Consider the following 25241-nt stretch of genomic DNA (forward strand, 5'->3'; position numbering starts at 1 on the left):
GGCGGTCGTCGCCCGGCGACGACGTCGGCCGGCTACACGCGCTCGTTGACCTGTTCGGCGACGCGTTCGCCGGGCCGCCGGAGGTGCCCGCTCTCGACCTCGTAGACGTACCCGGTCACGGTCACGTCGTCGGGAATCAGCTCGTGGTTTTCGAGGTACTCGACCTGTGCGGCACAGGCCGCGTCGATGTCGTCTGTCATCCGGACCCACTCTGCGATTGACGCGTCGCCGATGGACAGCTCCGGCAGCGCCGGGTCGAGGTCGACGTCGTCGAGGTCGCCGTCGACCGCGGCCTCGAACCCCGCGACCACGTCCTCGTCGGACGCGCTCATCATCCCGCAGTCGGTGTGGTTGACGACGATGATTTCCGTCGTGTCGAAGTACTGTGTCGTCAGCGCGGCCGAGCGAATCACGTCGTCCGTGACCTTGCCGCCGGCGTTGCGGTATATCTGCGCGTCGCCCAGCGAGAGGCCGAGCGCCTCCTCGACGGGGATGCGCTCGTCCATGCAGGCGACGACGAGCAACTGCTTGTCGGTCGGAATCCCCTTCCGACGCCGGCGCGCCCAGTCGTCGCGCGCGTCGACGTCCGCGTCGACCGATTCGTGGACGTGACCGGCTTCCGGTTCCTCGCCGCTGTCGTCACTCCCGTGCGTGTGATGTGGCATTGCAGAACACGATTTTGCGCCGCGCAGCCTTTACTGTTCGCTCGGAGGCAGTGTAGACAGGGCGCGGGCAGGTCGGACGGGGGCTCGCTTCAATCGTCAGTGGCGACGGCGCTGTCCTCGGCGTCTCCGCCCTCGATTTCGTCCAGCACCCGCTGGTGGAACTCCTGCAGGACGGCCGACTCGTCCTCGGCGAGGACCACGTCGCTGGCCATCAGCGTCGCCAGGCCGAAGGCGCGTGGCGACGGCGAGTCGACGCGGGTCCGGACCACGTCCACGTCGCCGTCCCGTATCGCCCGCAGGACGGACTCGATGCCGTCGACGTTCAGTTTGTCCTCCAGAATCTCGCGGTAGGTCTCCTCGACGACGGCGAACTCGCCCAGGTCCTCGGCGAACCCGAGCAGCATCTCCGAGGAGACCTGCTGTTCGCTGGCCGACTTCTCGTAGCCCTTGTAGCGTTTGAGTATCATCAGCGACCGCGTGGCGTTGATGCGGAAGTACCGCTGGAGAAGGTCGGTCCCGTCGAGGCTGGCCCGCAGGTCTTCGCGTGCCGTCTCCGGGTCCAGGTCGCAGACGATACGCGAGATGTCGACCTTGCGGTTCAGCGGCATCGAGAGGGTGAAGCCGTTGTCGGCGACGGCGACCTGCACGTTCGCGCTGGCCGCCTGCGCGATGTGGTACGCCAGGAGCCGCGAGAAGCCGTCGTTGAACCGCCGGCCGTAGTTCGAATGGACGTGGTAGTGTCGCTCGTACTCGTCGTGGTCCAGCGTCTCTTCGACGACCAGCCGGTCGGACGTGGCGACGCTGTCGGCCCCGGCGTAGGCCACCTGTTCGCGGAACATCCGCGCGATGGCCCGCACGCTGTTCTCGTCGACGGGGAAGGTCCGGAGCCAGTTCCGGACCTCGGACATCCCGCCGTCCTCCAGCCGGTCGAGCAGTTGCCCCTGGAAGTCCAGTATCTCGCGGCCGAGGTCGTAGGAGAGCGGGAGCCGCTCGGAGAACCACGACGGGACCGTCGGCCGCGCGGCGGTCCGGTCGACGTACACCTTCGACCCGCGGCGGTAGCGGTACTCGAAGTTGTCCCCGCCCAGCACGAACACGTCGCCTTTCTCCAGCGTGTCGAGGTACGACTCGTCGAGTTGGCCGACCCAGCTGTCGTCGCTCCGGGTGACCACGTCGCAGGTAAAGGAGTCCGGAATCGTCCCGATGTTGGTCATGTAGATGACCCGCGCGAGCCGGCCGCGCTTGCCGATGAGGTGCTCGCCGACCGCGTAGTCCTCGTAGTGGTGCTCCCCGTCGGGCGGGTCGTTCGTGTCACGCCAGATTTTGGCGTAGACGTTCTTGTCCTCCATCCCCGGGTAGTCGGCGGTCATGTACCGCATCAGCTGTTCCCAGTCCTCGTCGCCGTAGTCTCGGTAGGGGTAGGCCCGCCGGAGGACGCTCTTGAACGTCTCCTCGGGGCGAACGTCGTTGATAGCCATGCCGTAGACGTGCTGTGTCGCCACGTCCTGTGCGTTCTCGGGGATGAACACCCGGTCGACGAACCCCCGCTCGGCCTTTTCGAGCATCACCGCACACTCGACGAGTTCGTCGCGGTCCAGCGCGATGACACGGCCCGCGACGGTCTCGCCGAGCTGGTGGCCCGCGCGGCCGATGCGCTGGAGGAGCGCGGCGACGGATTTCGGCGAGCCCACCTGCACGACGAGGTCGATGTGGGGCATGTCGATGCCCAGTTCCAGGCTCGTCGAGGTCGTCACCACGTCCAGCGACCCGGCCTTCAGCGACTCCTCGACCTCGCGGCGCTTCTCCTTCGAGAGCGACCCGTGGTGACAGCCCGAGTTCGACACGTCGTAGGCATCGAACGTTTCCCGGAGGTTGTGCAGGACGCGCTCGGCCCCCGACCGGGTGTTCGTGAACACGAGCGTGTTGGTGTGGGACTGGATGTGGTCGTGGAGCTGTCTGTAGAACCGCTCGGTGACGATGTCCCGCGGCGTGTTGATGAGGTCGTCGGCCGGACAGGACAGCTCCATGTCGAAGTCCCGGGCGAACCGCGTGTCGACGATTTCGTAGTCCCGGGGGTCGCCGCCGGGTTCCTCACGGCCGACCAGGAACTCCGCGACGGTGTCCAGCGGCTCGACGGTGGCCGAGCAGCCGATTCGCGTGGGCGAGCCCTCGACCAGTTCCTCTAACCGCTCCAGGGACACCGAGAGGTGGGTCCCGCGCTTGTTCTCCGCGAGGCTGTGAATCTCGTCGACGATGACGTACTCGATGGTCTCAAGTTTCTGCTTGAACTTCGGGGAGTTCAGCAGGATGGCCAGCGTCTCCGGCGTCGTGTTGAGGATGTGGGGCGTCGTCTCCAGCATCGCCTGGCGCTCGCTGTCGCTGGTGTCGCCGTGGCGGATGGCGTGGCGTATCTCCACGTCCTCGCCGCGCTGGTCGAGTTTGGCCGTGATGCCGTCGAGCGGCTGTTCGAGGTTCCGGTGGATGTCGTTGGCCAGCGACTTCAGCGGCGAGACGTACAGGCAGTAGACGGAGTTTTCCAGGTCGTCGTCGCGGGCCTTCCCGAACAGTTCGTTGATGATGCCGGTGAAGGAGGCCAGCGTCTTGCCGCTGCCCGTCGGCGCGCAGATGAGGGCGTTCTCGCCGCCGTGAATCAGCGGGATGGCCTCCTTCTGGGGCGGCGTGAAGAAGCCGCCGTTGCCGGGGACGAACTCGCCGAACTGCTCGACCCACCACTCCTGGACGACGGGTGCGAGGCGCTCCAGCACCTCCGTGTCGTCGATGTCGACCGCCGCCGGGTCGAAACTCGGGTCCGTCGCTGCGAGACGCTCGCGTCCTCCCATTGTCGGCTCTTACCGGGTAGTAGGACCGGCGCGGCAAGTGGGTTCCGCCCGCCCGTTTGGGGAACGCCTAAGCGACCGCCGCGTCTGGCCTCTGGCATGGCCGAGTCATTCGACGTGCTGACGCCGCTGGTGACACCGTTCGACGCGACCGGCGACCTCGACGTCGCCGGCCTGGAATCGCTGGTCGACCACGTCACGGCGGCCGGCGTCGACGGCGTCGTCCCCTGCGGGACGACCGGCGAGTTCGAGACCCTCTCGCCCGAGGAGTACCGGACCGTCGTCCGGACCGCGACGGAGACCGCGCCCGACGACTGTCGCGTCATGGTCGGGACGGCGGCGACGGACGTTTCGACCGTCCACGACCGGATGGCCTTCGCCGCCGAACAGGGCGCGGACAGCGCGCTCGTCGTACCGCCGTACTACGGCGGCCAGGCCAGCGCAGCGGGCAACGAGGCGTTCTTCGACGCGGTGCTCGCCGACGCGCCCCTGCCGGTGTATCTCTACAACATCCCCGGGGCCGTCGGGCAGACGCTGTCCGTCGAGACGGTCGCCGCGCTCGCCGAGTCGGACGCCGTCGCGGGGTTCAAGGACTCCTCGGGGGACCTCCCCTACGTCACGTCGGTCCTCGACCGGACGCCCGAGGACTTCACCGTCTACCAAGGCCACGACGGCCTGTTCGTCCCGTCGCTCGTGCTGGGCGGGGACGGCGGCGTCAGCGCGCTCTCGCACCTGCTGTTCGACGATTTGGAGCGGGCGGGGACCGCCCTCGAAAGCGGCGACGTGCCAGGGGCCAGAGCGGTCCAGCGGGACGTCCTCTCGCCGCTGTCGGAGGCGTGTGCCGAGTACGGCTTCGCCCCCACCGTGAAGGCGCTGCTCGCCGACCGCGGCGTCATCGACCACGCGACGGTGCGACCGCCCCGGGACTCGCTCTCGCCGGACACGGTGGCGTCCGTGACCGGCATGCTGGAGTGAGCGCCAGGCTCAAACGAGGCTGTGAGGTTCCACGAGATTCATTACGCTGGGCGGCAGTGAACCGAACATATGTCGTTGCTGCCCTCCCGCGGTCCCGACACGAGCACCTCACAGGACGGGGAGCTCCAGGTCGTCGGGGTCGACGAAGACGTGTCGGCCGTACTCGACGCTCTCTCCTCGGAGACGGCCAGAGAGATACTCAACACGGTCTACGAGGAGCCGGGGACGCCCTCCGAACTCGCCGACCGGCTGGATATGTCGATACAGAAGGTCTCGTATCACCTGGAGAAACTGGAAGACGAGGAGCTCATCACCGTCGCCGGCGTCCAGTACTCGGAGAAGGGCCAGGAGATGAAGGTGTACGAGCCACCGGACGACCCGCTGGTGCTGTTCGTCGGGACCCGGGAGCGAAAGCAGTCGCTGCGCTCGCTCGTCCGCCGCGTCCTGCCCATCGTCGGCATCCTCACCGCCGCCAGCGTCATGTTACAGCTCCTGCTGGGACAGTTCCCGGTCCAGTTTTCGGGGGCCGGCGACGCGGGAACCGCCGGGGACGGTGGCCAGGGCGGCGGGGACGTCGAGAGCCTCGATACAGCCACACCGGAGGCACCCACGGCGACCCCGACCGCTGCGGACGACGGCGGCTTCCAGATAGCCGAGGCGACGGAGACGCCGGAGGCCACGCCGGCCCCGGCGGCCGACACCCCGGCCGAGGTGGTGACCGAAGAGGCCCGCCGATTGACGACCGAAGCCGCGGGCGGCGGCCTCCCCCTGGAACCGGGCGTGGTCTTCTTCCTCGGCGGGCTGTTCGTATTGATCCTGTACGTCTCCCTCTGGGCGTACCGGAACTACCGCTGACTGTCGCCGCTACTTCGACGCGGCCCGCTCGGCGACCAGCACGCCCGCCTGGTCGGTGACCATCTCGACGGCCGTCAGCGCGTAGCCGGCGTCGGTGACGGCGTCGGCGAGGACGCCGACCGTCGCCGGGTCGTCGACCTCGGGACTGTAGAACGGGGCGTCGGGGTCGTCGTCGCCGAACAGCATCACGTCCCCGAGGACGATTCGCCGCGGCCCGAGGTCGGCGATGGTGTCGATGGCGTCGCGCTTCTCGTCGTCGCCCAGGTGGTGCATCGCGAAGTTCGAGGTGACGATGTCGACCGGGCCGTCGACGTTCGGGGCGCGAAAGCGGCCGTCGGCGAAGGCCACGTTCTCGACGCCTCGCTCGTCGGCCTTCTCGCGGGCCTTCGCCAGCATCCCGTCGCTGATGTCGCGGCCGATGACTGCCCGTGCGTCGGGGGCGAGCGCGAGTGCGATGGCTCCCGTGCCGGTTCCGAGGTCCAGGACCACGTCGTCGCTCCCGGGGGCCGCGTGGTCGACGACGAAGTCGACGCAGGCGCGATAGGCCGCCGAGTCCTGGTCCTCGTCGTAGGCGTCGGCGTGTTCGGAGAACCGTTCGGCGTGTTCGTCGAGTGACTTCTTCATAGTCGCCACTCGTCGCGCTCGCACAAGTGTCTCCCGCTCGGTATCGGTCGGTTAAAACGGTTTTTGAGCCACGGGTGAATTTTTGCTATCCCCGTCCAAAGGTCGAACTGCGCCGTCGACGGGTGACTTCCCCCGGCCGCCCTGCCCCCGTCCCCGCCGACGGCCACCGCCCTCACTCCGCTGACGCTCCCTGACAGCGTATCCCCCTACGCCAACGCCTTTGTCCGTTCGCTCGCTGACTCCAGTATGCGCCTCACGTTTCTCGGCACCGGCAGCGCCATGCCGACCGGCTTGCGGATGCAGTCCGGCTACCTGCTGGAACGGGACGGGAACCGACTGCTCGTCGACTGCGGGAGCGGCGCGTTACACACGCTGGCCCGCACCGAGACAGGGTACGAGGGGGTCGACACCGTGCTGTTGACCCACCACCATCTGGACCACGTCTCGGACCTCGACGTGCTGATGAAAGCGCGCTGGCTGGCCGGCGAGACGGCCCTCACGATAGCCGGCCCGCCGGGGACGAGCGACCTGGTCCGGGACCTGCTGGAGACACACGCGTACATGCAGGACCGACTGGACCTGACGCTGCGGGACCTCGACGGCGGGCCGTTCGAACTGGCCGGGTTCGACGGCGACGCCTGCGAGACGCGCCACTCGATGCAGTGTTTCGCCTATCGACTCTCCGTCGGCGACGGCCCGGCAATCACGCTCGGCGCGGACTCTGAGGCGTTCACCGACCTCGTCGAATTCGCCGACGGGTCGGCCGTGCTCGTCCACGACTGCTCGTTCCCGGACGAGGTGGACGTGTCGAACCACCCGACGCCGTCGACGCTCGGCGAGACGCTCCGGGACGCCGACGCCGAGGTCGGCCGCGTCTACCTCACGCACCTCTACCCACACACCGAGGGGCGACACGAGGAGATGCTCGACTCGATAGCCGAGAGCTACGACGGCGACGTGCAGTTCGCCGAGGACGGCCTGACGATAACGGTCAGCTAGGCGCGTTCCAGCGTGACGCGGAACTCGGCCCCGCCACCGTCGCTTTCGGCCACGCCGACCCTGCCGCCGTAGGACTCGGTCAGCGCCCGGACGAACCCGAGACCGAACCCAGTCCCGGAGCTCTCCTGTCCTTTCACGCCCATCTCGAAGATTTCCTCGCGCAGCGATTCGGGGACGTCCGTGCCGTCGTCGGCGAAGCAGACGGTCACTTCGTCGGGACCGGCCTCGGCCGGGAACACGCGCATGCGGACCTCGCCCTCGTTGTGGACCGCGGCGTTGGACATGATGTTCGTGAACACGGAGTCGAGCAGGTCGCCGCCGTACACCTGGTAGTCGAACGCTGCGGCGTCGAACTCGACGGTCAGGGACCCGTAGTTTGCCCGGACGTCCCGCACCGTCTCCCCGAGTACCGCCCCGAGGTCGCGTGGCTCCGGGTTGTCCTGGGCTTCGAGCGTCGAGACGAGGTCGCCGACGCGGTGGATGAGGTCCGCGGCGCTCTCGGCCGCGCGCTGTATCTTGCCGGCGTACTCCGCCGTCTGGCCGTCGACCTGCCCCGCGACGGCGTCGGCGAACCCGGCGATGACCTGGAGGTCGTTGCCCAGGTCGTGCCGGAGGAGGCGGTCGTACAGCTCTATCATCTCCTTTCGCCGCTCGAGGTCGCGGTGTGCGCGTTCCAGTCGCTCGCGGGAGCGGATGTTCGAGATGGCTGTCGCGGCGTGGGTCGCCAGAATCTCCATCGGCTTGACGTACTCGTCCCCGAACTCCTCGACGGTCTGTGACCGCGTGACCAGCACCGCGGTCACCTCGTCGCCCATCCGGGCCGGGACGGCCAGAGCCCCCGTCACGTCCGAATCGGACCCGACAGCCGCGTCAGCGCCCTGTTCGACCAAGGTCTCGCCGGCGTCCCGGGCGCGCCGCGCCAGGTCGCTCGGCGGTTCGCCCTGGACGAGGTCCGGGTTCGTGCTGTGGACGACACGGAGGTCGTCCTCGCGCACCTCGACGAACGTGGAGTATGAGAACTCGAACAAAAGCGACATCGCTTCGAGCGTGAGCGACACGACCTCGTCGACGGAGTCGCACCGATTGAGCGCCTGGCCGTACTTGTTCAGGTCGGCGACCTGTCTGGCAAAGTCCTGTTGTTCTTCGAATGACATTTCACCCACTCCTCGGAGACATTGGAACTACACATCAATAGAGACCGGAGCAAAAAACGGTTTCGGGGGAGCCGACTCTGAAATGAAAGCCTGGAGACACGCTGGGCCGCTCAGTCGAGCCGGTACCGCAACAGCGCGGCGATACCGCCGAGGTTCGAGAGCTGCTGGCCGGGCGCGAACTCCGCCGAGAAGACGGTCACGTCCCCGCCTTTCTGCTCGGTCGTCTCGATAATCTGGTCGACGTCGATGTCCCAGTCGCCCTCGCCAGCCCGTTCGAGCCGGAGCCGCTCGTCGAGAACGAGCAGCGTCTCGATTGCGCCGTAGTCGGCCGCCTTGGCGACTTCAGCCGGGCCGTAGGCCACTTCAGAGCCGGACCCGATGCGTTCCATCAGTTCGTCGATGTAGTCCGCCTCCTCGGCGATGCGGGTCTGCTGTTGGACGTCCTCGACAGCGCCGCGTTTGAGCACCTCGTGGACGCCGCGGTCGCCGACGGCCGACGTGTCCACGACGGTAATCTGCTCGGCGACGTCGGGAATCTCGTCCTGGAAGTGGTCCAGGGCGTCCTGTTTGGTGAAGCCGGGGCCGGCGAGGATGTAGGCGTCCACGTCCTGGCGTTTCAGCACGTCGGCCAGTTCCCCGAACAGTTCCTTCCGCGGGCGGGCGTACTCGCCCTTGCCGGTCGTCGAGGTGATGGCCGCCCGCTCCTCGGTGCCGTACTGGGCGACGGTGTGGACGTGGGCCTCGCCCTCCTCGACGGTGGCGATGGCCACGTCGGGATTGTCCGTCGCCTCGACGGCCTCCTCCAGACGGTCGGCCTGGTCAGGCTTGAGGTGCTTCTCGACGGTGAGTTCGGTGTGTTCCTCGACGTTGAGCGTGTGGTGAAAGCCCAACTGGTCCTCGCGGGAGCAGTCGACGATTTCGCCGCCGACCCGGAGGCGGTTGGCGAACTTGGCGAACTCCACGTCCGTGACTTCGATTTGTATCCACATCGGCTCGCGCTCGCCACCTTTGTCCCGGAGAGTGTCGTCGTTGCGCTGGATGCGCCGCGTCGTGTCGCCGGAGACGAGGTCCCCCGGCTCGATGACGTACGATAGATGCCAGAGGTCGTCCAGCGTCTCGGGGACCACCTCGATGCGCTCGGCCCCCTCGGCGGTGGTCTCCCGGCTCTGAATTTGCATACTGGAGCGTCCGCCTCATGGACACAAGTGTTCTGCCATTCGACGCGCCGACCGTCCGGGTCAGGGCGTGGTGGGCGTCCCGGACTCGCCTCCCACGGCCGGCACCTCCCTGATGGCGGTCCCGACGGCGTACGCGCCGGCGACGTTGCCGTAAAACGAGAGGAACGGGACGAGAATGGCCCCGACGACGGTGACGGTGGCGAAGCCGCCGACCACCTGCGCGCCGATGGCGATGACGACGGCGACCAGCCACGCGACGGCGTAGGTCTCCGACCCGCCGATGGCGCGCAGCGTCCCGGGCGAGAAGGCCGCGCCGACGCGCCCGGTCACCGCGTACGCGGCCACGGCGGCGGGGAGGAGATACGCCGCGCCGAGCGAGACAACGAGGGTGACGGCGACAACGACGAGCGCGAGCAGGAGGCCGCCGACGGCGAACCCCGCCGTCGGCTCGCCACTCGCCGTCGAGACCACGGAGACGGGCAGGACCAGCGAGGCGATGGCGAGGCCGATGACCACCAGCGGAACGAGCGAGTACACGAGCGAAATCAGGAACGCGACCACCCCCTCGACCAGCAGGTCACCCCACTCGTCGAACACCGGCGGTACCTCGTCGTCGCCGTCACTCACCGCCCGGACGACGCGGACGAGATAGCCGTACACGAACAGCGCCGGGACGAAGAACACGCCCAGCAGGCTCAAGACGCCGCCGATGAGTATCGTTTCGACCTTCTGCTCGCCGTTCCAGGGGTAGCGGATTGCGTCTTCTAACATGGGGACTCGATGTGGGTTCGGGCACAGCACCCGGTGACGGGTCAGTGTTGTCGGACCAGTCTGATAAACCCACACGCAGGAACACGAAAAACGTCAACGAGTCGAATCAGGCCGCGGGCCGGGCGTCGGGCGTCTCGCCGCCCGCGTCGACGGCGGGCATCTCGCGGACGGCGGTCCCGACCGCGTAGGCCCCGGCCACGTTCGCGTAGAACGTCACGAAGGGGGCCAGCACCGCGCCGATGACGACGGCGTTCAGAAGGCCGATGACGACGCCGGCCAGCAGGCTGATACCGAACGCGACCAGCCAGCCGGTGGCGTAGGTCCGACTGAAGGCGAACCGGCGGAGTTCACTCGGTGCGAACGCCGCGGCGATGTTGTCCGAACGGACGTACGCGACGATTGCCGCAGGGAGCACGTACGCCACGGCCAGCGAGAGCACGGTCACCGCGAGTCCGGCGACGAGGACGATGAGGCCGACGGCCAGGCCGCTGCCCGATCCGCTACCGCCCAGGCCCAGCGTCGCACCGCTCGCGACCACCGCGGCGAGGGCGATGGCCGTCGGGACGAGCGAGTAGGCGAACCCGATGACGAACACCTTCAGGCCGTCCATACCGAGGTCGCCCCAGTCGTCGAACACCGGCGGTTCGGCGTCGCCGTCTAGGACCGACCGGAGCGTCCGGGCGATGTACCCGAGGACGAAGAACACGGGCACGACGAGGAAGCTCAGGAACAGCAACACGCCCCCGATAGCGATGGTCTTCACTGCGCTGTCGCCGTCCCGCGGATATTGTAGTGCTTCTTGGAACATGATGGTACTCCGTGACATCAGCCTGGCCGGCGTGGCCGCTGCCACGTCAGTCGCGACGAGGTGTCACATCGACATATAATACTACTTACAAGTATTTATAACAGTATGTGTGCCGTGCTATCGGTCGTAGACGGGTCCAGATGGTAGGTGCCCGCGAGTCACTACTCGTCGGCGTCCCCGTCCGCGGCCGCCTGCAACCGCGCGAACGCCTCCCACGAGGGGTCGGCTCCCGGGTGTGACCGCTGCGTCCCGTCGACGTACAGTCCCGCACCCTCGCGTACCTCGCCGACGACCGCGGCCGGCGTTCCGCGGTCCCGGAGCGCGCCGACGACGGCGTCGGCGTCGGCGGGGTCGACAGCGGCCAGCAGCGTCCCGCAACTGCTGACGTGCCAGGGGTCGATGTCGAGCGCGTCACAGAGCGTACCGACGCCGTCGGCCAGCGGCACCGCCTCGCTGTCCACGTCGAACCGGACGCCCGCGCCGTCGGCCATCTCGACGAGCGCGCCGGTGATCCCGCCCTCCGTCGCGTCGTGCATCGCCGTGACCTCGCCGGCGCTCGCGACGGCCGCCGCGTCCTCGACGACGGCGGTGTCGGACAGGCGCTCCTGGGCGACGGCGACGCGCTCGGGCGGGAGGCCGAGTTCCTCGGGGAAGAGGCGGGCGAACAGGCCGGCCACCTCGGCGGCGGGGCCGGTCCCCACGACGAGTCTGTCGCCGGGTCGCGCCCCGTCGGGCCGGACGACGTCGTCGTGGGACCCGACGCCGAGCGCCGTCGCGCCGCCGACCCAGGAGTAGTCGACGCCGTCGTAGCGCGCGGTGTGACCGGTTACGACGCTCACACCCAGTTCCTCCGCTCTACCCGCCATGCCGCCCCACATCGACGCGAGCTCGTCGTCGGTCATCGCCGGCGGGAGCGTGAACGTCACCGAGAGGTGCGACGGCGGGACGCCGGAGACCGCCACGTCGGCCAGCACCACGTCCATCGCGAAGCGGCCGGCCGTCTCGAATCCGAGGTCGGGCAGCACCGACAGCGGATCCGTGGCCGTGACGAGCGCCTCTCCGCCGACGTCGATCACGCCGAAATCGACCCCGTGGGTCGGCCCGAGCACCACGTCGTCGCGCTCCGCGCCCAGTTCCGGGTAGATGACACGGTCGAACACCTCGCGGTCGATCTTGCCGAGGTCACTCACGACTCGGCCCACCCCGGGCGCGCCGAGACCACCACGTCACTCCTCCACCATCCGACTGCCGCCCGGCGGCAGGAACTCCTGTATCTGGTCCGGGCTGGCTACCTTCCGGACGAACGACTCGTCGGCGAATCGGGACCTGAACTCCCGGTAGAGTCGCTTTGCGATGTCGTTCTGGGCGTACTGGCCCGGTTCGACGGTGATGGTCGTCGCCGCCTGCCCCTCGATGGCCGCCGGCGGGCCGCCGACGACCCGCGTCTCGTCCTCGCAGGTGATGCCGACGCCGACGCCGACGGGCGTGGCCTCGAAGTAGGTCCGGTCGCCGCGGACGGCGAAGCCGCCTTTCTCCAGGTATTCGCCGCTCTCGGGCGTCTTCGACACCTGGTCGGGGTCGACCATGTAAACGTCGCCGGCGAACTTTCCGTCCTTCCAGACGGAGGAATAGGAGACGGCGAACTGCGCGGCCTGGTCCAGCGACGACTGCGGGAAATCAACCTCCTTCGCGGGCTCGCTGGGGCCGGTGGCTTTCAGCACCGTGACCGGACCGCCGTGGGCCTGCGCGTGGAAGAACTTGTCACCGCGTTCGAGGTACTTCTGGACGAGTTCCTCGTTGTCGTCTGCGTCGCGGCCGCCGATGACGAGGAAGCCGTCCGAGGTGTGGAACCACCGGAACTGCTCGTACCAGTGCTCGGTCGACCGGGTCGGGATGGACTGCATCGAGAGCCAGTCGGTCGGGCCGTCGTCGCTTTCGTCCTCGTCAGCGTCGTCCTCTCCGTCGTCGGCCGCCCACGCCTCGCGGCGCTCCTTGACCGCTTCGAGGTCCTCGCGGGTGTTCTCGATGGCGGCCAGCGCGCCCTCTTTCTTCTCCTCGATGCGCTTTGCTTCCTTGTACAGTTCGTCGGCGTTCACCTCGACCCCCTCGTCGGCGGCGACCGTGACGCGCGTGCCGTCGATGTCGAGGGTCACCGTCCCCTCGCTGCCGTCGAGGGCGACGACCGCTTCCGCGGCCGCGATGCCGCGCTCGGCCCCTTCGTCGAACGTCGCTTCGATGTCGTCCCAGGACACGTCGTCCTCGCGGGCGGCCCGGACCGTCGAGAGCACGTCGTCGACGAGGTCGTAGTTGGCGTACAGCAGTTCGGCCTTCTCCCGTTCGGCCTCGGCGTCGGCCTCGAAGTCCTCGATGGCCTGCTCCTGCTGCTGGATGATGCGTTTCTGCTTCTCGATTTCGGCCTCGAAGTCGGGGCGCTGTGTCTCGCCGCCCTCGACCTCCGCCTCCCGCTGGAAGTTGAAGAAGTAGTCGTCGAGCGCGGCGTTGAACTCGGTGAACGACTCGCTGTACAGCGAGTCGTACTCCGCCAGCGGAATCGGCGTCACGTCGATTCGGCGGCGGTCCGGGTCGTCGGCTCCCTCGTCCCCGACCGTCTCGTAGTACACCCGCGGGTCGACGTTCCCCTCACGCAGGCGCGTCCCCATCTCGTCGACGAGTTCGTACAGCCGCTGGAAGTCGGACTCGGTCAGTTCGTCGACGGCGACGTTGTAGTCGATGCCGGCGCGGGTACACAGTTCCTCGCCGTAGAGGCCGCCGAAGTTCAGTTGCGTCGCCAGCGTCCGGACGAGGTCGGAATCGGACTCCCGGATACGGGCGACGAAACCGTCGTAGTCGACGGTCATCGGGTTGAACCGCGCCGACGGGAACTCGTAGGGGGTCCCCGGCGCGACGGTGCGGGACTTGAGCCGCACCGTCTCCAGACAGTCGATGACCTCGCCGTGCTCGTCCAGCACGGCAACGTTCCCGTCGCCGAACAGCTCCGCGACGATAGTGGTCGAGGCGTCGTCGCGGTCGAACTCCAGTTCGATGATGCGGTCGAACTCGAACTGCTCGACGCGGACGAGGTCGGCCCCCGACAGCCGGTTCCGGAGCATCATGGCGAAGTCCGGCGGCCGGCCCGGCGCGTCGGGGACGTGGCTCTGGTCGGCGACGTGGGCGCGCTTGACGTCACCGACCTCGATGAGGAACTCGACGCGTCCGCGGTCGAAGTCCCGGAGCTTCAGTCTGACGAGGTCGTCCTCGGGGTAGAGGTACGCCTTGTCGAGCTTCGCGCCCTCGTAGCCGGCGAGTTCGCCCTCCAGGGCGGCGAGGTCGACGCTCGTCAGTTCCCGCTTGTGGTCCATGTCGGTGGCTGTCGGCGGGCACCCAAAGGCGTTCCGTTACCCGCCGTCGGCGATGGCCTCACCCGTCTCCAGCCCGTTCCGCAGGGCCGCGTGGAGTCGCCCCTCGCCGGCCACCCAGTCCCCGGCGAAGTGCAGGTCGTGCTCGGCCGCACACGACAGCAGGTCGTGGTCGGCCTCCCCCTCGGGCTGGGAGTAGCGCCAGTGCTGGTGGTCGGTCCAGTCCGGGTCGGCCAGCCGGTCGTCGTCGAGCAATCGCGCCGTCCGCGCGGCGATGTCGTCGACGAGCGCGTCGGGGTGTTCGTCGTAGTTCGCAATCGACCACGGCTCGTTCATCTGGACCAGCAGCAGGGATTCGCCGTCGGGGACGTGGCCGTCCTTGCACTCCTCGCGGCCGACCCAGCCGATGTCGTGGTCATTGTCGGCGTTGACCGCGGCGTACCAGGGCACGTCGAGTTCGAAGGGGTAGTGGAGAACGCCGGCGATGACCGTCCGATACGGCACGGCGGCGATTGCCTCCCGAAGCTCCCGGCAGTCGTCGTGGTCCCACCGCGACTGCCCCAGCAGGTCGGCCGTCTGTGGCGCGGGCGGCGTCAACAGCGCGGCGTCGAAGTGGCCGAGGTCGGCCCCGCCGTCGTCTTCGAGCCGCCACCCGTCCCGCTGTCGCTCCAGGCGCTCGACCCGCACGCCGTTCTCCACGTCGACGTCGGCCCCGGCGAACAGCCGCTTTGCGAGCTGCGTGATGCCCGCCTCGTAGGTCCACTTGTGCTCGTCGGCGTCCCGCCCGGCGTCTATCTCCCCCGTCGCGTCGAAGGCGTACACCGGCTCGTCGATGTCGACGAGTCCCTCGGTCGGGAGCGCCACGGTGACCAGTTCCGTCACGCGCTCGTCGTCATCCTTGAGGTAGTTCGCCCCGTACTCGTACGTGCAGTCGCCGTGCCGCCGGGTCGCGGCGCGTCCGCAGACACCGCGGCTCTTCTCGAACACTGTCACGTCGACCGCTTCGCCGCGGAGCGCGTACGTCGCCGCCGCACCGGCAGCGCCGGCACCGACGACTGCGAGGTCACGAGCCATACCGGACTGTCACACGGTGTGAGTAAAAATCCACCACACGACCAGTTCGGACGGTCGTCAGAAGTCAGCGACCCCGGCGGCGGAACCGCCGGCGCGTCCAGCCGACGACGGCCACGCCCGCGACGACCGCCTGCGCGAGTGAGAAGCCGGGACCCTGCGCCGCGGTCGTCGCCCGGTCGTCGTCACTGGCTGGCTCGGAGCCGCTTCCGACCGTGAGTTGGCCCGCCCTCACGCCGTTGACGCGGACGGTGCCGTCGGCCGCCTCGAACTCCGTCTCGACGACCCGCTCCGCCCCGCCTTCGACTCGCACCCGGTCCGTCGCCACCGGGTCGCCGTCGACCGTCACGGTCAGCGTGTCGTTGACCGGCCGCGACCGGGGGTTCCGAACCGTCGTCCGTACGGTCGTGTCGAAGCCCGACCGAACCCAGTCGGCCGACAGCGAGGCGTCCCTGACCCGCAGGTCGGCGGTTCCCTGGCGCTCGGGCCCGTCGGGCTCCGTTTCGGTCCCGGGAGTCGTTCCGGGGTCGGCGGTCGCAGTGGCGGCAGGCGCAGCGCCGCCCGGCGTCCCAGTCTGTGCGGTCGCTCCGTCGGTCGACGGCTCGGTCTCGTCGTCGGTCTCGTCGCCGGACTGAGAGTCGTCGGTCTCGTCCGAGTCGTCACCGTCGTCGGAACCGCCTTCCGTCGCTGGTTCCTCTTGTGTTCCGGTCTCTGGTTCTCCACGTTCGGTCAGTTCCTCGGTCGCGGTTTCTTCGTTTTCGGTCGGTTCTTCTGTCTCAGCCGGCTCCGCAGTGTCGGTCGGCCCGTCCGTAGTAGTCGGTTCCTCGGTCGTAGTTGGTTCCTCAGTCTCGTCTTCCTCCGTGGCCTCTTCCGTTGGAGTGGGCTCTTCAGTTGCAGTTGGTTCCTCGATTTCGGTCGGCTCCTCGGTTTCAGTCTCGTCTTCGTCTGTGGGTTCTTCGGTCTCGGTCGGCTCTTCGGTCACTTCGTTTTCGGCCGGCTCTTCAGTCTCCTCGGTGTCCGTAGAATCCTCCGATTCGTCGTCTTCCGCAGAGTCGGCCGTTTCCTCGCTCTCGGTCGGCCCCTCTGTTTCCTCACTCTCAGTCGACTCTTCCGTCTCCTCTGTCTCCTCGTTCTCCGTCGGCTCCTCCGTCTCTTCGTCGCCGTCCGGTCTGTCCGTCCCGTCGGCCTCGAACAGCGTCCCCGTGAGGTCCTCGAAAATAGACGGGGCAGTGGCGCCGCTTGCGGGGGCGTCCGACGGGGCGCTCCGGGGTCCGGCGTCGAAAGCGAGCACGCCACCGACAGCGAAGGCGGACGCGAGCGCGACGGTGCCGAGAACGACGGCGACGCGGAGTCGGCTGGCATCGCTCATACAGGAGCGTACGGCAGCGCGGGATTAGTTACGGAGCAGCCAAGCCGTCGGTAAGGAGGTCCTTCCCCCGCAGTGGCGTCCCGGAGACGCGGTTACCTCGTCCGGCGGAGGCGAACGAGGCCCGCGAGGAGCGCCAGCGCGAGCACGACCAGTTGGACGGTGAATCCCGGGCCGGACGCCGCGACCGTCTCCGTCGCCGGCTCTGCGCCGCCGCCGGGTTCGGAGTCGCTTGCGGTCTCGGTCGCGTCCGAGCCGACCCGCAGGTCGCCCGCGCTGACGCCGTTGACCGCGACTGCCCCGTCGACGGCCTCAAACTCGATGGTCACGCTGGTCTGTTCGCCGCCGTTGAGTCGGACCGTCCGCGACGCGACCGGGTCACCGTCGACCGTCACGGTCAGCGTCTGTTCGACGACCTCGTCGGTCGGGTTCTCGACCGTCGCCCGCGCCGACGTGTTGAAGCCGGCCCGGACCCAATCGGCAAGCAGGGTCGCCCCGGTCACGGAGAGTTCGGCGGACGGAACGGCCGACGTGTCCGAGGGCGTGGCCGTCGCCGCCGGTGCGGACTCGTTCGTGACCGGCGAGACGACGGCGATGGTCGACAGACGGGGGGACTGCGCCCGGACGGACCGGTTGGGTGCGTCGGCGGTGCTGTTCAGTTGGCCCCAGGTCCCGTTGTGGTACTGGAGCACCCGCACGTCGGCCATCGAGCCGTTGTCCGGCAGCGAGGACGCGTTCAGTGTCAGGGTGTACGTCGCCCGACTGACTGCAGACGCGTTCGCGCCGGCGGTGACGGTCACGTAGCCACGCACACCGTCCGCCTGGACCGCGGTCATGTCGTTGGGCGTCACGTGCGGGCCGAGCATCGTGGCGTTGAACCCGTCGCTCCCGTTGGCCACGTCGAGGGAGAGCGACGAGAGCGTGAACGCCGGCGCGGTCGCGGACGGTCCGGAGCGGTTCAGCGACTGGGTGACCGTCGAGTTCGCTGCGGCCGCCGTCACTCGGACGGCGACGCCGTTGTCGAGGCGAGTCTGCGAGATAGCGGGCGGCGCTGCGCCGCCGCCGGTTTCGGTCTCTGTCTCCTCCGGTTCGTCATCGAAGTCGAATCCGCCACCGCCACCGCCGCCACCACCGCCACCACCGCCGCCACCGTTACTGCTCTCTGCCTCGACGGCGAGCGTCTCGGCGGTGACGCTGCCGATAGCGAGCGACCGGTTGCCCTCGCTGTCGAAGGCGATGCTGAAGGTGACAGTCTCCGTTTGCCCGCCCCCGACCGGGCCGACGGATTTGGACTTGAGCACCCGGGTGCTTTCCGTGAGTTCCGCGGTGTAGTTTCCGCTCTCCGTGCCGACGTTTGCGACCGTCGCCGTCACGGCCACGGACTCGCCTGTCTCGACAGAGTCGTTGCTCAACTGTACGTTCCTGACTTCGAACGTCGCGGGCTGGGTCACCGAAATACTGCCGCCGGCGGTCCCACTGACTGCCACGTCGTACTCACCGCCGCGCTCGAAGACGTAGACGAACGTGACGTCGGTCCGCTGACCGCCGGAGAGGGTCACGTTGGTCGTCTCCACGATTTCGTCGTTGGTCTGGAGTCGTACCTGAGAAGTCCCCGACTCGTCGCCGTCGTTGACGACCGTCGCCGTCACTTCGACGGGGTCGCCCGTCCGAGCGCTCGTCCGGTTCAGTTCGACGGCGGTCGTGTCGAACGCCGCCGGTTCCCTGACTGTGACCGTGCCGGCCCGCTCGCCGTTGACGCCGACCACGTAATTCCCGCTGTCGTTGAACACGTGGGTGTACGTGATTTCGGTCGCTTCGCCGCCCTCCAGCGTCACGTCGCGGCTCTCGACGACGGACCCCGCGACTGAGAACCTCCCGGTGACGGTCCCGGCTTGCCCGCCGGTGTTCGTGACGGTCGCGCGAAGCTCGACAGAGCCGCCCTGGGTCACGGAGTCGCTACTGACCGCCGCGTCGCTGACCTCGAACGACGCCGGTTCGGTGACCGACACGCGGCCCCCGAACTGGTTGTCGACGGCGACGGCTCGCGTCCCCGCATCGCTGAACGACTGGACGAACGTGACGGTCGTCTCTTCGCCGCCGTCCAGTGTCACCGCCTGGGTGTCGATAGTGGTGCCGTCTTCCTGGAGTCGCACGTCGGCCGTCCCGGTCTGGTCACCCTCGTTTCGGACGGTCGCGGTGACGGCTATCGGCTCCCCCGTGAGGACGTCCGTCCGGTTCAGGTCGACGCTAGTGGTTTCGAACGTCGCCGCCTCGGAGACCCGGACCGTCCCGACCCGCTCGCCGTCGAGGTCGATAGGGTACGTTCCGACGGCGGTGAACCGTTCCGTGAACGAGACGGTCGTCGATTCTCCCGGACCCAATTGCAGTTCCCTGGAGCCTGCCGGCTCGTCAGCGACCGTGAGCGGAACCTCGTAGGTGCCGCCCTGGTCGCCGGTGTTCGTGACCGTCGCGGTCACCGCGACGCGTTCCCCCTCGCTCACCCTGGTCGTGTTCAGCGCTCTGTCGGTCACCTCGAATGTGGCTGGCCGGAGGACCGTGACGGTCTGGGTCTCGTCGCCGACCGTGACCTGATACGTTCCGGGTTCGTCGAAGGTGTGCACGTACGTGTCCGTGCCGGATTCGCCCGGTTCGAGGTCGAACCACACCGCGCTGTCGATGTCGTTCCCGCCCTGGACCCAGAACTCCTGCGTTGCGCTCACGAGGCCGTCGTTCTCGGCCGTCACCGTCAGTTCCGCCGTCCCACCACGGGTGACCGTCGTGCGGTTCCACTCGGCACCGGTCACCCGAATATCGGGCTGGCCCACGGTCAGGGTCCCGGCGGTGACGCCGCCGACAGTGACCTCGTGCTCGCCCTCCTCGACCGCACCTTCCGGGCGGTAGAGGAGCGTCTCGTTGACCGTTTCACCGGCGGGGACCGTTACCGACCCACCACCGACCTCCGTGTCCCCGACTTCGATAGGCAGCGTGACGGTTCCGTTCTGCCCGCCGGTGTTTTCGACCCTGACCCACAGTTCCGGCTCGCGGGTTCCGTACCCACCCGTATCTGTGTCGGTGTTGACCTCCGTCTGGAAGAGTCCGGCGTCCAGTACCCGTAGCTCCGGCGGGGCGGCCCCGCCACCGTCGTCCGGTGCTTCGACGGTTATCGCCCGGGTTTCGGCGGCGGTGCCGAACTCGAACGCCCCGGATTCGTCGAAGGTGTGCACGTACGTGTCCGTCCCGGTCTCGCCCGGTTCGAGGTCGAACGACACCGCGTCGACCGACTGTCCGTCGACGGTCGTGACGACGTCCCGCTGTCCGGAGACGGCACCGGTGTTCTCCGCGGTGACGGTCAGTTCGACGGCACCGCCCTCGCTGACTGTCGTCGTGTTCCAGGAGTGGTCCGTGACGGTGATGTCCGACTCGCCGACGACCAGCGTGCCGGCGGGTTCGCCGTTGACCGTCACTTCGTGTTCCCCGTTTCCGACGTAGCCGTCGTCCGCAGTCTCCAAGACGTACGTCGTCGTCACGTTTGTCGACTCGCCCGGCTCGACCGCCACTGTCTCTGTGTCGATGACCGTCACCGCCCGGCCGCCGACCTCGACGGTTATCGTCGCTTCCCCTTCCACGTCGCCCGTGTTCTCGAGCGCGACCCACAGGTCGAGTTCCGGCGTTTGCATCGCCCCGGTGTCGGCCCGTGTGTCTATCAGTCCGGCGTCCTGTACCTGGATGTCCGGTCCCTCGGGAGTCGGTGTTCCGTGATTGGACGCTGCCGCGACGCCCGGCCCCAGCATCGGGGCCGCCGACACCGCGACCACAGCCAGCAGCGTCAGCACTGTCAGCCACAGGCCCGTAATCTTACCCATGGCTCGGGCGAAGCCATTGTGGTAATTAGTTAGCGGGAACGAATCGTCGAGTAAGGTGCTATTATCGGTCCTGACGCCCGCTATCGACCGTTCTTGTCGGATAAGGGTCACGAACGGGCATTATCACTAATGGCCCGATAGGCGCAATCAGTGCGCCCGACCGGGCCGTCGGTATACACATAGTGTGTCGACCGAAGGGCGGGATTCGAGTCCCAGTCGAACTTCTGTCGCGCGGCGAAGGATACTCCCTGCGTGGGATGCTCCGTCGAAGGCAGTTGGTCGCTCCGCCGCCGTGGAATGGACGCCGCTCAGAGACGCTTGCTCACGTACGGCCCGTCCTGCTTATATCCCAGTTTCTCCCGGTAGTACTGCCGGACGCCGATACCGGAGATGACGGCCAGTTTCGGGTAGCCGGCCTCCCGGGCCAGTTGCTCCGCCTGCTCCAGCAGTTTCCGGCCGTAGCCCTTGTGCTGGTGGTCACCGTCGTCGCCCTGCTGCCCGACGCCGACGGCGTTGCCGTAGACGTGGAGTTCGCGCACGATTGCGGCGTCCTGTAGCTCCCGTCGCACCGGGTCGTTGGGGAACCGGAGCCGACAGAACCCGACGAGTACGTCGTTGTCGAAGTCCTCGACGGAGATGAACTGCTCCGTGCCGCCACAGGCGTCGTAGGTCATGACGTCGAGTTCGACGTTCTCGGCGGCCTCGTCGCTGTGACCGGCCTCCCGACAGCGGATACAGTCACACGTCCAGCCGTGCTCTTCCATCCGCTGCCAGGCGAGCTGGCGGAGGTTGGACTTCCAGACGCCGCCCTCGATGAAGTCCGCCGGAATGTCCCGCTGGACGCGCTGGAGGCGGGTGTAGCGGGGAATCATGTCCTTGATTTCGGCGACGAGTTCGGCGGCCTCGTCGTTGTCTAGCGGGTCGAACTCGTCTTTCCGCCACCAGTCGTAGGTGACCGTGCCCTCGACGATGAGTGTCGGGTATATCTTGAGGTAGTCGGGCCGCCAGTCCGTCTCCGAGAAGATGCGCCGGAAGTCCTCCAGACACATCTCCTTGGACATCCCCGGCTGACCCGGCATCATGTGGAAGCCGACCTTGAACCCCGAATCGCGCAGGCGGCGGTTCGCGTCGATGGAGGCCTGCACGCCGTGGCCGCGGTGCATCTCGCGGTTGATGCGCTCGAAGGTCGTCTGGACACCGACCTCGACTTTCGTGCCGCCGAGGTCCAGCATCCGGTCTATCTGTTCGGGGTCACACCAGTCGGGCTTGGTCTCGAAGGTCGTGGCGACGTTGCGGACGTCGGCAGTCTCGTTCTCGGCGATGACGTCCTCCAGGTAGCGGAACTCGTAGTCGTCCTCGGCGAAGCTCACGTCCTCGGCGGGCGTCGGCTCCGCGTCGACATCGAAGTCGTTCATCGCCTCCAGGGCCCGCTTGACGAACCACTCCTGGTAATCGTGGCTCCGGGCCGTCATCGTCCCGCCCATCAGGATGAGCTCGGCCTTGTCGACGGGGTGGCCGATTTCCCGCAGTTGGTTGAGCCGGAGCTTGACCTGGCCGTACGGGTCGTAGTCGTTCTGCTCGCCGCGTGCGGCCGCGGGCTCGTGGCCGGTGTAGGACTGGGCGGAGGAAAATTCCGAGTCGGGGCCGCCGGGACAGTACAGGCACTTCCCGTGGGGACACCGCTCGGGCGAGGTCATGATGGCGATGGGTGAGACCCCCGAGGCGGTCCGGACCGGCTTGCGCTGGAGGACCTCCTCCAGTACCTCGCGGTGCTCCTGTGGCGCGTAGTCGAGCAGTTCGGAGTTTTTCGGCACTTTCGGCGCGGAGTACTCGCGGCAGACGTCGATTTTGGCCGACTCGACCTCGTCGCGCTCGATTTCGCCAGCAAGAATCCGGTCGACCAGCTCCGCACACACCTGCTGGAAGGTCTCTGTCTCCTCTGGGTCCGGCGTCTCCGTGCTCATCGGCGTTGTCCGGAATCGGCGTCTCGGCCGAATAAGCGTGTCGCTCGGGTGTCGGCGGCGAGGCCAGCCGTGAGATTCATTGTGTCGTCACACCAAGTGACGGTATGAGCAGCGAAACGGACGACGCCGACGGCCCCGACCGGCCGACTTTCCGGGGCTGTGTGTTCTGCTACGGCGCGGAGTGGGCGTACTACGGCGCGAAGAAAGCGGTCGGGTCTGTCTCGTCGCCGGACACGTGAGGTCCGTGTCAACTGTTCTGAAACAACTCCGTAGTCGACGTAGCGCCGCCTCCGGCACTGTCCCTCGTTATTTCGAATGATACTGCCGGCCGAGTTTTTTAGTCAGTCCTCGCCTCCAGTGTGTCTATATGCCGGACACGACCAGTGGCTCTACGCGAACTCGCTTCCGGGGATTGACGCCGATGGAACGGTTCCGGGAGTTCGTCTCATACGTTCCCAGCGGCGACACCATTCCGGACGAAACGTGGCGCGGACGACACCGCAACATCCTGATTCTGCTGCTGGCACACGTCCCGTTCCTGCTGGCGCTCGGGCTCTACTCGGGAACCGAGTCGCTCGTAACGGGCGCGACGCTCCCGGAAATCGACACGCTCCACGTTCTCGCGGAGGTCGGTGTCGTCGTCGCGCTCGCCGCGTTGGCGATTGTACCGCGGTTCGGTCGGCGGACGCGAACCGGGCTGGCGACGATGGGGCTGGTCACGACCTCGGGGTTCCTGGTCCACTTCTCCGGCGGGTACATCGAGGCCCACTTCCACTTTTTCGTCGTGATGGCCGTGGTCGCCGTCTACGAGGACTGGCTGCCGTTCTTCCTCGGCATCGGGTACGTCGCCGTCCAACACGGCGTGTTCGGCATGATAGACCCGAGCCGCGTGTACAACCACTCGGCGGCGATAAACAACCCGTGGGCGTGGGCGTTCATCCACGCGGCGTTCGTCCTCATGCTGGCCGCGGCGCTGATGGCCCACTGGGCTTCGACCGAGCGGTCCCGTGAGGCGGCACAGGAGCAACTCGAACAGGCCAGAACGAAGACCCAGGAGGTCGAGAATCTGGAGGAGAAGAAAGCCGAGATGGAGCGAACCATCGCGGAAGCCGAGGAGGCGAAAGCCGAAGCGGAGGCGCGCCAGCGGGAGGTCGAGGAGTTCAACGAGCACCTCGAAGCCACGGCCGACGCCTACAGCGCGGCGATGTCCCGAGCGGCAGACGGCGACCTCACGGTCCGCATCGACCCCGACAGCGAGAGCGAGGCGATGGCCCAGATCGCCGAGTCGTTCAACGAGATGATGACCGAGACCGAGTCGGCGATGGAGGACATCCAGGCGTTCTCACAGGAGGTCGCGTCGACGAGTGACCAGGTCACGGCCGGTGCGAGCGAGGCGACCGAGGCCAGCGAGGACATGAGCGAGTCGATTCAGGGCATCGCCAGCGGTGCGGACGAACAGCGGGAGATGCTCGAAACCGTTTCGAGCGAGATGACCGACCTGTCGGCGACCGTCGAGGAGGTCGCCGCCTCCGCAGAGACCGTCGCCGAGCGGTCCCGCGAGACGGCCGAAATCGCGGACGCCGGCGAGGAGACGGCACAGGAGGCGATTGCGGGGTCCCGGGAGGTCCAGACCGCCATCGACTCGACGGTCGAGAACGTCGAACGGCTCGACGAGAAGATGGGCGAAATCGGCGACATCGTGGAACTCATCGGCGACATCGCCGAGCAGACCAACATGCTCGCGCTGAACGCCAACATCGAGGCCGCGCGTGCCGGGAACGGGTCGGGCGGCGACGGGTTCGCCGTCGTCGCCGACGAGGTCAAACAGCTCGCGGAGGAGACCCAGGCCTCTGCGACCGAAATCGAGCAGCTAATCGAGGAGACCCAGGCCCAGACCGAGACCACGGTCACGGAGGCACGCGAGGCGAAACAGGACATGCGCGAGAGCACCGAGGCCGTCGAGGCGGTCGTCGACACGTTCACGAAGGTCGCCGAGAACGCCGAGGCGACCGACGACGGCATTCAGGAAATCAGCGACACGACCGACGACCAGGCCGCCACGACCGAAGAGGCGGTGTCGATAGTCGGGGAGGCCGTGGACATCAGCGAGGCGACCGCCACGGAGACCGAGACCGCCTCCGCGACCGCCGAGGAACAGGCCGCGTCCATGTCGCAGGTCAGCGCCAGCCTCGAATCGCTCGCCGAACAGTCGGAGCAGCTCCAGACGATGCTGTCGGAGTTCGACGTCGGCAGCCGGTAGCTCACTCCTCCCAGTACTCTTTCTCGGCGTTGCTGTCGAGGTAGGTCGACAGCGTCCGGTCGGCTTTCTCCCCGCCCGGCGGCGACCCGGCGTACAGCCCGACCATCTCTCTGTCGGGGTAGACGGTGATGTCCGGTTCCTCCATCGTCGAGACCATCAGCAGGCGGAGTTCGGAGTCGCCGGCCTCGATTTCGTGGGCGCTCTCCTCGCCGGCCGGGAGCGCGACGTAATCGCCCGGTTCGAGCGCGTGCGCCTCGGCCTCGGGGCCGAGCCAGAGCGTCCCTGTCCCGGATCGGACGAATATCGCCTCCTCGTTCCCCTCGTGATAGTGGCGCACCCAGAGCCGCTTGCCCGGCGGGACGGCGTAGAGGCTCGCGCCGAGGTCCTCGCCGCCGGCGGCGTCGCCCAGTTGCTTGCGCCTGAACGTCCGGTCGCCGTGCTCGTAGTCCGTCCAGTCGAGGTCGGATTCGTTGACAGGGCCGTCGCTCATGCCCG

Annotated in this window: 19 protein-coding genes; 5 read left to right on the top strand and 14 right to left on the bottom strand. The window is 67.8% G+C overall.

The annotated features are described in order from the left end of the window. Positions 1-32 precede the first annotated feature (32 nt). Both VI123_RS16595 and VI123_RS16600 read right to left on the bottom strand, forming a co-directional pair. Positions 33-665, bottom strand: coding sequence for a beta-class carbonic anhydrase (locus tag VI123_RS16595; protein WP_336339175.1), 633 nt, complete (start codon positions 663-665; stop codon positions 33-35). Between the two features lie 89 nt (positions 666-754). Next, entirely contained in the window at positions 755-3505 is a 2751-nt protein-coding gene (locus tag VI123_RS16600) for an ATP-dependent helicase (RefSeq protein WP_336339176.1), read from the bottom strand. A gap of 96 nt (positions 3506-3601) precedes the next feature. Between VI123_RS16600 and VI123_RS16605 the strand changes: the two genes are divergently transcribed. Beyond that, the gene (locus VI123_RS16605) at positions 3602-4477 is read left to right on the top strand and encodes a dihydrodipicolinate synthase family protein (RefSeq protein ID WP_336339177.1); all 876 of its coding nucleotides are present in this window, start codon (positions 3602-3604) and stop codon (positions 4475-4477) included. A 69-nt stretch (positions 4478-4546) separates the two neighbouring features. Beyond that, a complete protein-coding gene (locus tag VI123_RS16610) occupies positions 4547-5332 on the top strand; it encodes an ArsR/SmtB family transcription factor (RefSeq protein WP_336339178.1) in 786 nt (261 codons plus the stop codon). 9 nt (positions 5333-5341) lie between these two features. Here VI123_RS16610 and VI123_RS16615 read toward each other — a convergent pair whose 3' ends face one another. Next, positions 5342-5956, bottom strand: coding sequence for a class I SAM-dependent methyltransferase (locus tag VI123_RS16615; protein ID WP_336339179.1), 615 nt, complete (start codon positions 5954-5956; stop codon positions 5342-5344). Between the two features lie 246 nt (positions 5957-6202). Here VI123_RS16615 and VI123_RS16620 point away from each other — a divergent pair, with 246 nt between their 5' ends. Beyond that, positions 6203-6955: an MBL fold metallo-hydrolase gene (locus VI123_RS16620; protein ID WP_336339180.1), complete on the top strand. Its 753-nt coding sequence runs from the start codon at positions 6203-6205 to the stop codon at positions 6953-6955. Here the strand turns inward: VI123_RS16620 and VI123_RS16625 are convergent. The 10 genes from VI123_RS16625 to VI123_RS16670 all read right to left on the bottom strand — a co-directional run bounded on the left by VI123_RS16625 (position 6952) and on the right by VI123_RS16670 (position 22486). After that, positions 6952-8109: a sensor histidine kinase gene (locus VI123_RS16625; RefSeq protein ID WP_336339181.1), complete on the bottom strand. Its 1158-nt coding sequence runs from the start codon at positions 8107-8109 to the stop codon at positions 6952-6954. The two genes, VI123_RS16620 and VI123_RS16625, sit on opposite strands and share 4 nt — an antisense overlap. Positions 8110-8219: 110 nt before the next feature. Further along, entirely contained in the window at positions 8220-9287 is a 1068-nt protein-coding gene (locus tag VI123_RS16630) for an mRNA surveillance protein pelota (protein WP_336339182.1), read from the bottom strand. Positions 9288-9347: 60 nt separating this feature from the next. Next, positions 9348-10058: a DUF4013 domain-containing protein gene (locus tag VI123_RS16635; protein WP_336339183.1), complete on the bottom strand. Its 711-nt coding sequence runs from the start codon at positions 10056-10058 to the stop codon at positions 9348-9350. 106 nt (positions 10059-10164) lie between these two features. Further along, positions 10165-10866: a DUF4013 domain-containing protein gene (locus tag VI123_RS16640; protein WP_336339184.1), complete on the bottom strand. Its 702-nt coding sequence runs from the start codon at positions 10864-10866 to the stop codon at positions 10165-10167. Positions 10867-11027: 161 nt separating this feature from the next. After that, positions 11028-12056: an AIR synthase family protein gene (locus VI123_RS16645; RefSeq protein ID WP_336339185.1), complete on the bottom strand. Its 1029-nt coding sequence runs from the start codon at positions 12054-12056 to the stop codon at positions 11028-11030. A gap of 36 nt (positions 12057-12092) precedes the next feature. Further along, entirely contained in the window at positions 12093-14225 is a 2133-nt protein-coding gene (gene rqcH / locus VI123_RS16650) for a ribosome rescue protein RqcH (protein ID WP_336339186.1), read from the bottom strand. 36 nt (positions 14226-14261) lie between these two features. Continuing rightward, positions 14262-15296, bottom strand: coding sequence for an NAD(P)/FAD-dependent oxidoreductase (locus VI123_RS16655; RefSeq protein WP_336339187.1), 1035 nt, complete (start codon positions 15294-15296; stop codon positions 14262-14264). Positions 15297-15360: 64 nt separating this feature from the next. Continuing rightward, complete coding sequence (locus tag VI123_RS16660) at positions 15361-16662, bottom strand: hypothetical protein (protein WP_336339188.1); 1302 nt, start codon at positions 16660-16662, stop codon at positions 15361-15363. A 92-nt stretch (positions 16663-16754) separates the two neighbouring features. Further along, the gene (locus tag VI123_RS16665; protein WP_336339189.1) at positions 16755-20522 is read right to left on the bottom strand and encodes a CARDB domain-containing protein; all 3768 of its coding nucleotides are present in this window, start codon (positions 20520-20522) and stop codon (positions 16755-16757) included. Between the two features lie 308 nt (positions 20523-20830). Next, complete coding sequence (locus VI123_RS16670) at positions 20831-22486, bottom strand: tRNA uridine(34) 5-carboxymethylaminomethyl modification radical SAM/GNAT enzyme Elp3 (RefSeq protein ID WP_336339190.1); 1656 nt, start codon at positions 22484-22486, stop codon at positions 20831-20833. A gap of 104 nt (positions 22487-22590) precedes the next feature. Between VI123_RS16670 and VI123_RS16675 the strand changes: the two genes are divergently transcribed. After that, complete coding sequence (locus VI123_RS16675) at positions 22591-22725, top strand: hypothetical protein (protein WP_336339191.1); 135 nt, start codon at positions 22591-22593, stop codon at positions 22723-22725. Positions 22726-22853: 128 nt separating this feature from the next. Continuing rightward, positions 22854-24746: a methyl-accepting chemotaxis protein gene (locus VI123_RS16680; RefSeq protein WP_336339192.1), complete on the top strand. Its 1893-nt coding sequence runs from the start codon at positions 22854-22856 to the stop codon at positions 24744-24746. Position 24747: 1 nt separating this feature from the next. Here VI123_RS16680 and VI123_RS16685 read toward each other — a convergent pair whose 3' ends face one another. Continuing rightward, on the bottom strand, positions 24748-25236 hold the full coding sequence (locus VI123_RS16685) for a cupin domain-containing protein (protein WP_336339193.1): 489 nt from the start codon (positions 25234-25236) through the stop codon (positions 24748-24750). Between the last annotated feature and the right edge of the window lie 5 nt (positions 25237-25241).

The organism is Haloarcula sp. DT43, from assembly GCF_037078405.1.
Lineage (GTDB): Archaea > Halobacteriota > Halobacteria > Halobacteriales > Haloarculaceae > Haloarcula > Haloarcula brevis.

What these genes read in the sequence shown, in the direction of transcription:
- VI123_RS16630 (WP_336339182.1), bottom strand. Translation starts at nt 9,287, where the DNA reads ATGCAAATTCAGAGCCGGGAGACCACCGCCGAGGGGGCCGAGCGCATC.
- VI123_RS16610 (WP_336339178.1), top strand. Translation starts at nt 4,547, where the DNA reads ATGTCGTTGCTGCCCTCCCGCGGTCCCGACACGAGCACCTCACAGGAC.
- VI123_RS16640 (WP_336339184.1), bottom strand. Translation starts at nt 10,866, where the DNA reads ATGTTCCAAGAAGCACTACAATATCCGCGGGACGGCGACAGCGCAGTG.
- VI123_RS16625 (WP_336339181.1), bottom strand. Translation starts at nt 8,109, where the DNA reads ATGTCATTCGAAGAACAACAGGACTTTGCCAGACAGGTCGCCGACCTG.
- VI123_RS16605 (WP_336339177.1), top strand. Translation starts at nt 3,602, where the DNA reads ATGGCCGAGTCATTCGACGTGCTGACGCCGCTGGTGACACCGTTCGAC.
- VI123_RS16680 (WP_336339192.1), top strand. Translation starts at nt 22,854, where the DNA reads ATGCCGGACACGACCAGTGGCTCTACGCGAACTCGCTTCCGGGGATTG.
- VI123_RS16635 (WP_336339183.1), bottom strand. Translation starts at nt 10,058, where the DNA reads ATGTTAGAAGACGCAATCCGCTACCCCTGGAACGGCGAGCAGAAGGTC.
- VI123_RS16600 (WP_336339176.1), bottom strand. Translation starts at nt 3,505, where the DNA reads ATGGGAGGACGCGAGCGTCTCGCAGCGACGGACCCGAGTTTCGACCCG.
- rqcH (WP_336339186.1), bottom strand. Translation starts at nt 14,225, where the DNA reads ATGGACCACAAGCGGGAACTGACGAGCGTCGACCTCGCCGCCCTGGAG.
- VI123_RS16595 (WP_336339175.1), bottom strand. Translation starts at nt 665, where the DNA reads ATGCCACATCACACGCACGGGAGTGACGACAGCGGCGAGGAACCGGAA.
- VI123_RS16615 (WP_336339179.1), bottom strand. Translation starts at nt 5,956, where the DNA reads ATGAAGAAGTCACTCGACGAACACGCCGAACGGTTCTCCGAACACGCC.
- VI123_RS16685 (WP_336339193.1), bottom strand. Translation starts at nt 25,236, where the DNA reads ATGAGCGACGGCCCTGTCAACGAATCCGACCTCGACTGGACGGACTAC.
- VI123_RS16655 (WP_336339187.1), bottom strand. Translation starts at nt 15,296, where the DNA reads ATGGCTCGTGACCTCGCAGTCGTCGGTGCCGGCGCTGCCGGTGCGGCG.
- VI123_RS16670 (WP_336339190.1), bottom strand. Translation starts at nt 22,486, where the DNA reads ATGAGCACGGAGACGCCGGACCCAGAGGAGACAGAGACCTTCCAGCAG.
- VI123_RS16665 (WP_336339189.1), bottom strand. Translation starts at nt 20,522, where the DNA reads ATGGGTAAGATTACGGGCCTGTGGCTGACAGTGCTGACGCTGCTGGCT.
- VI123_RS16660 (WP_336339188.1), bottom strand. Translation starts at nt 16,662, where the DNA reads ATGAGCGATGCCAGCCGACTCCGCGTCGCCGTCGTTCTCGGCACCGTC.
- VI123_RS16620 (WP_336339180.1), top strand. Translation starts at nt 6,203, where the DNA reads ATGCGCCTCACGTTTCTCGGCACCGGCAGCGCCATGCCGACCGGCTTG.
- VI123_RS16675 (WP_336339191.1), top strand. Translation starts at nt 22,591, where the DNA reads ATGAGCAGCGAAACGGACGACGCCGACGGCCCCGACCGGCCGACTTTC.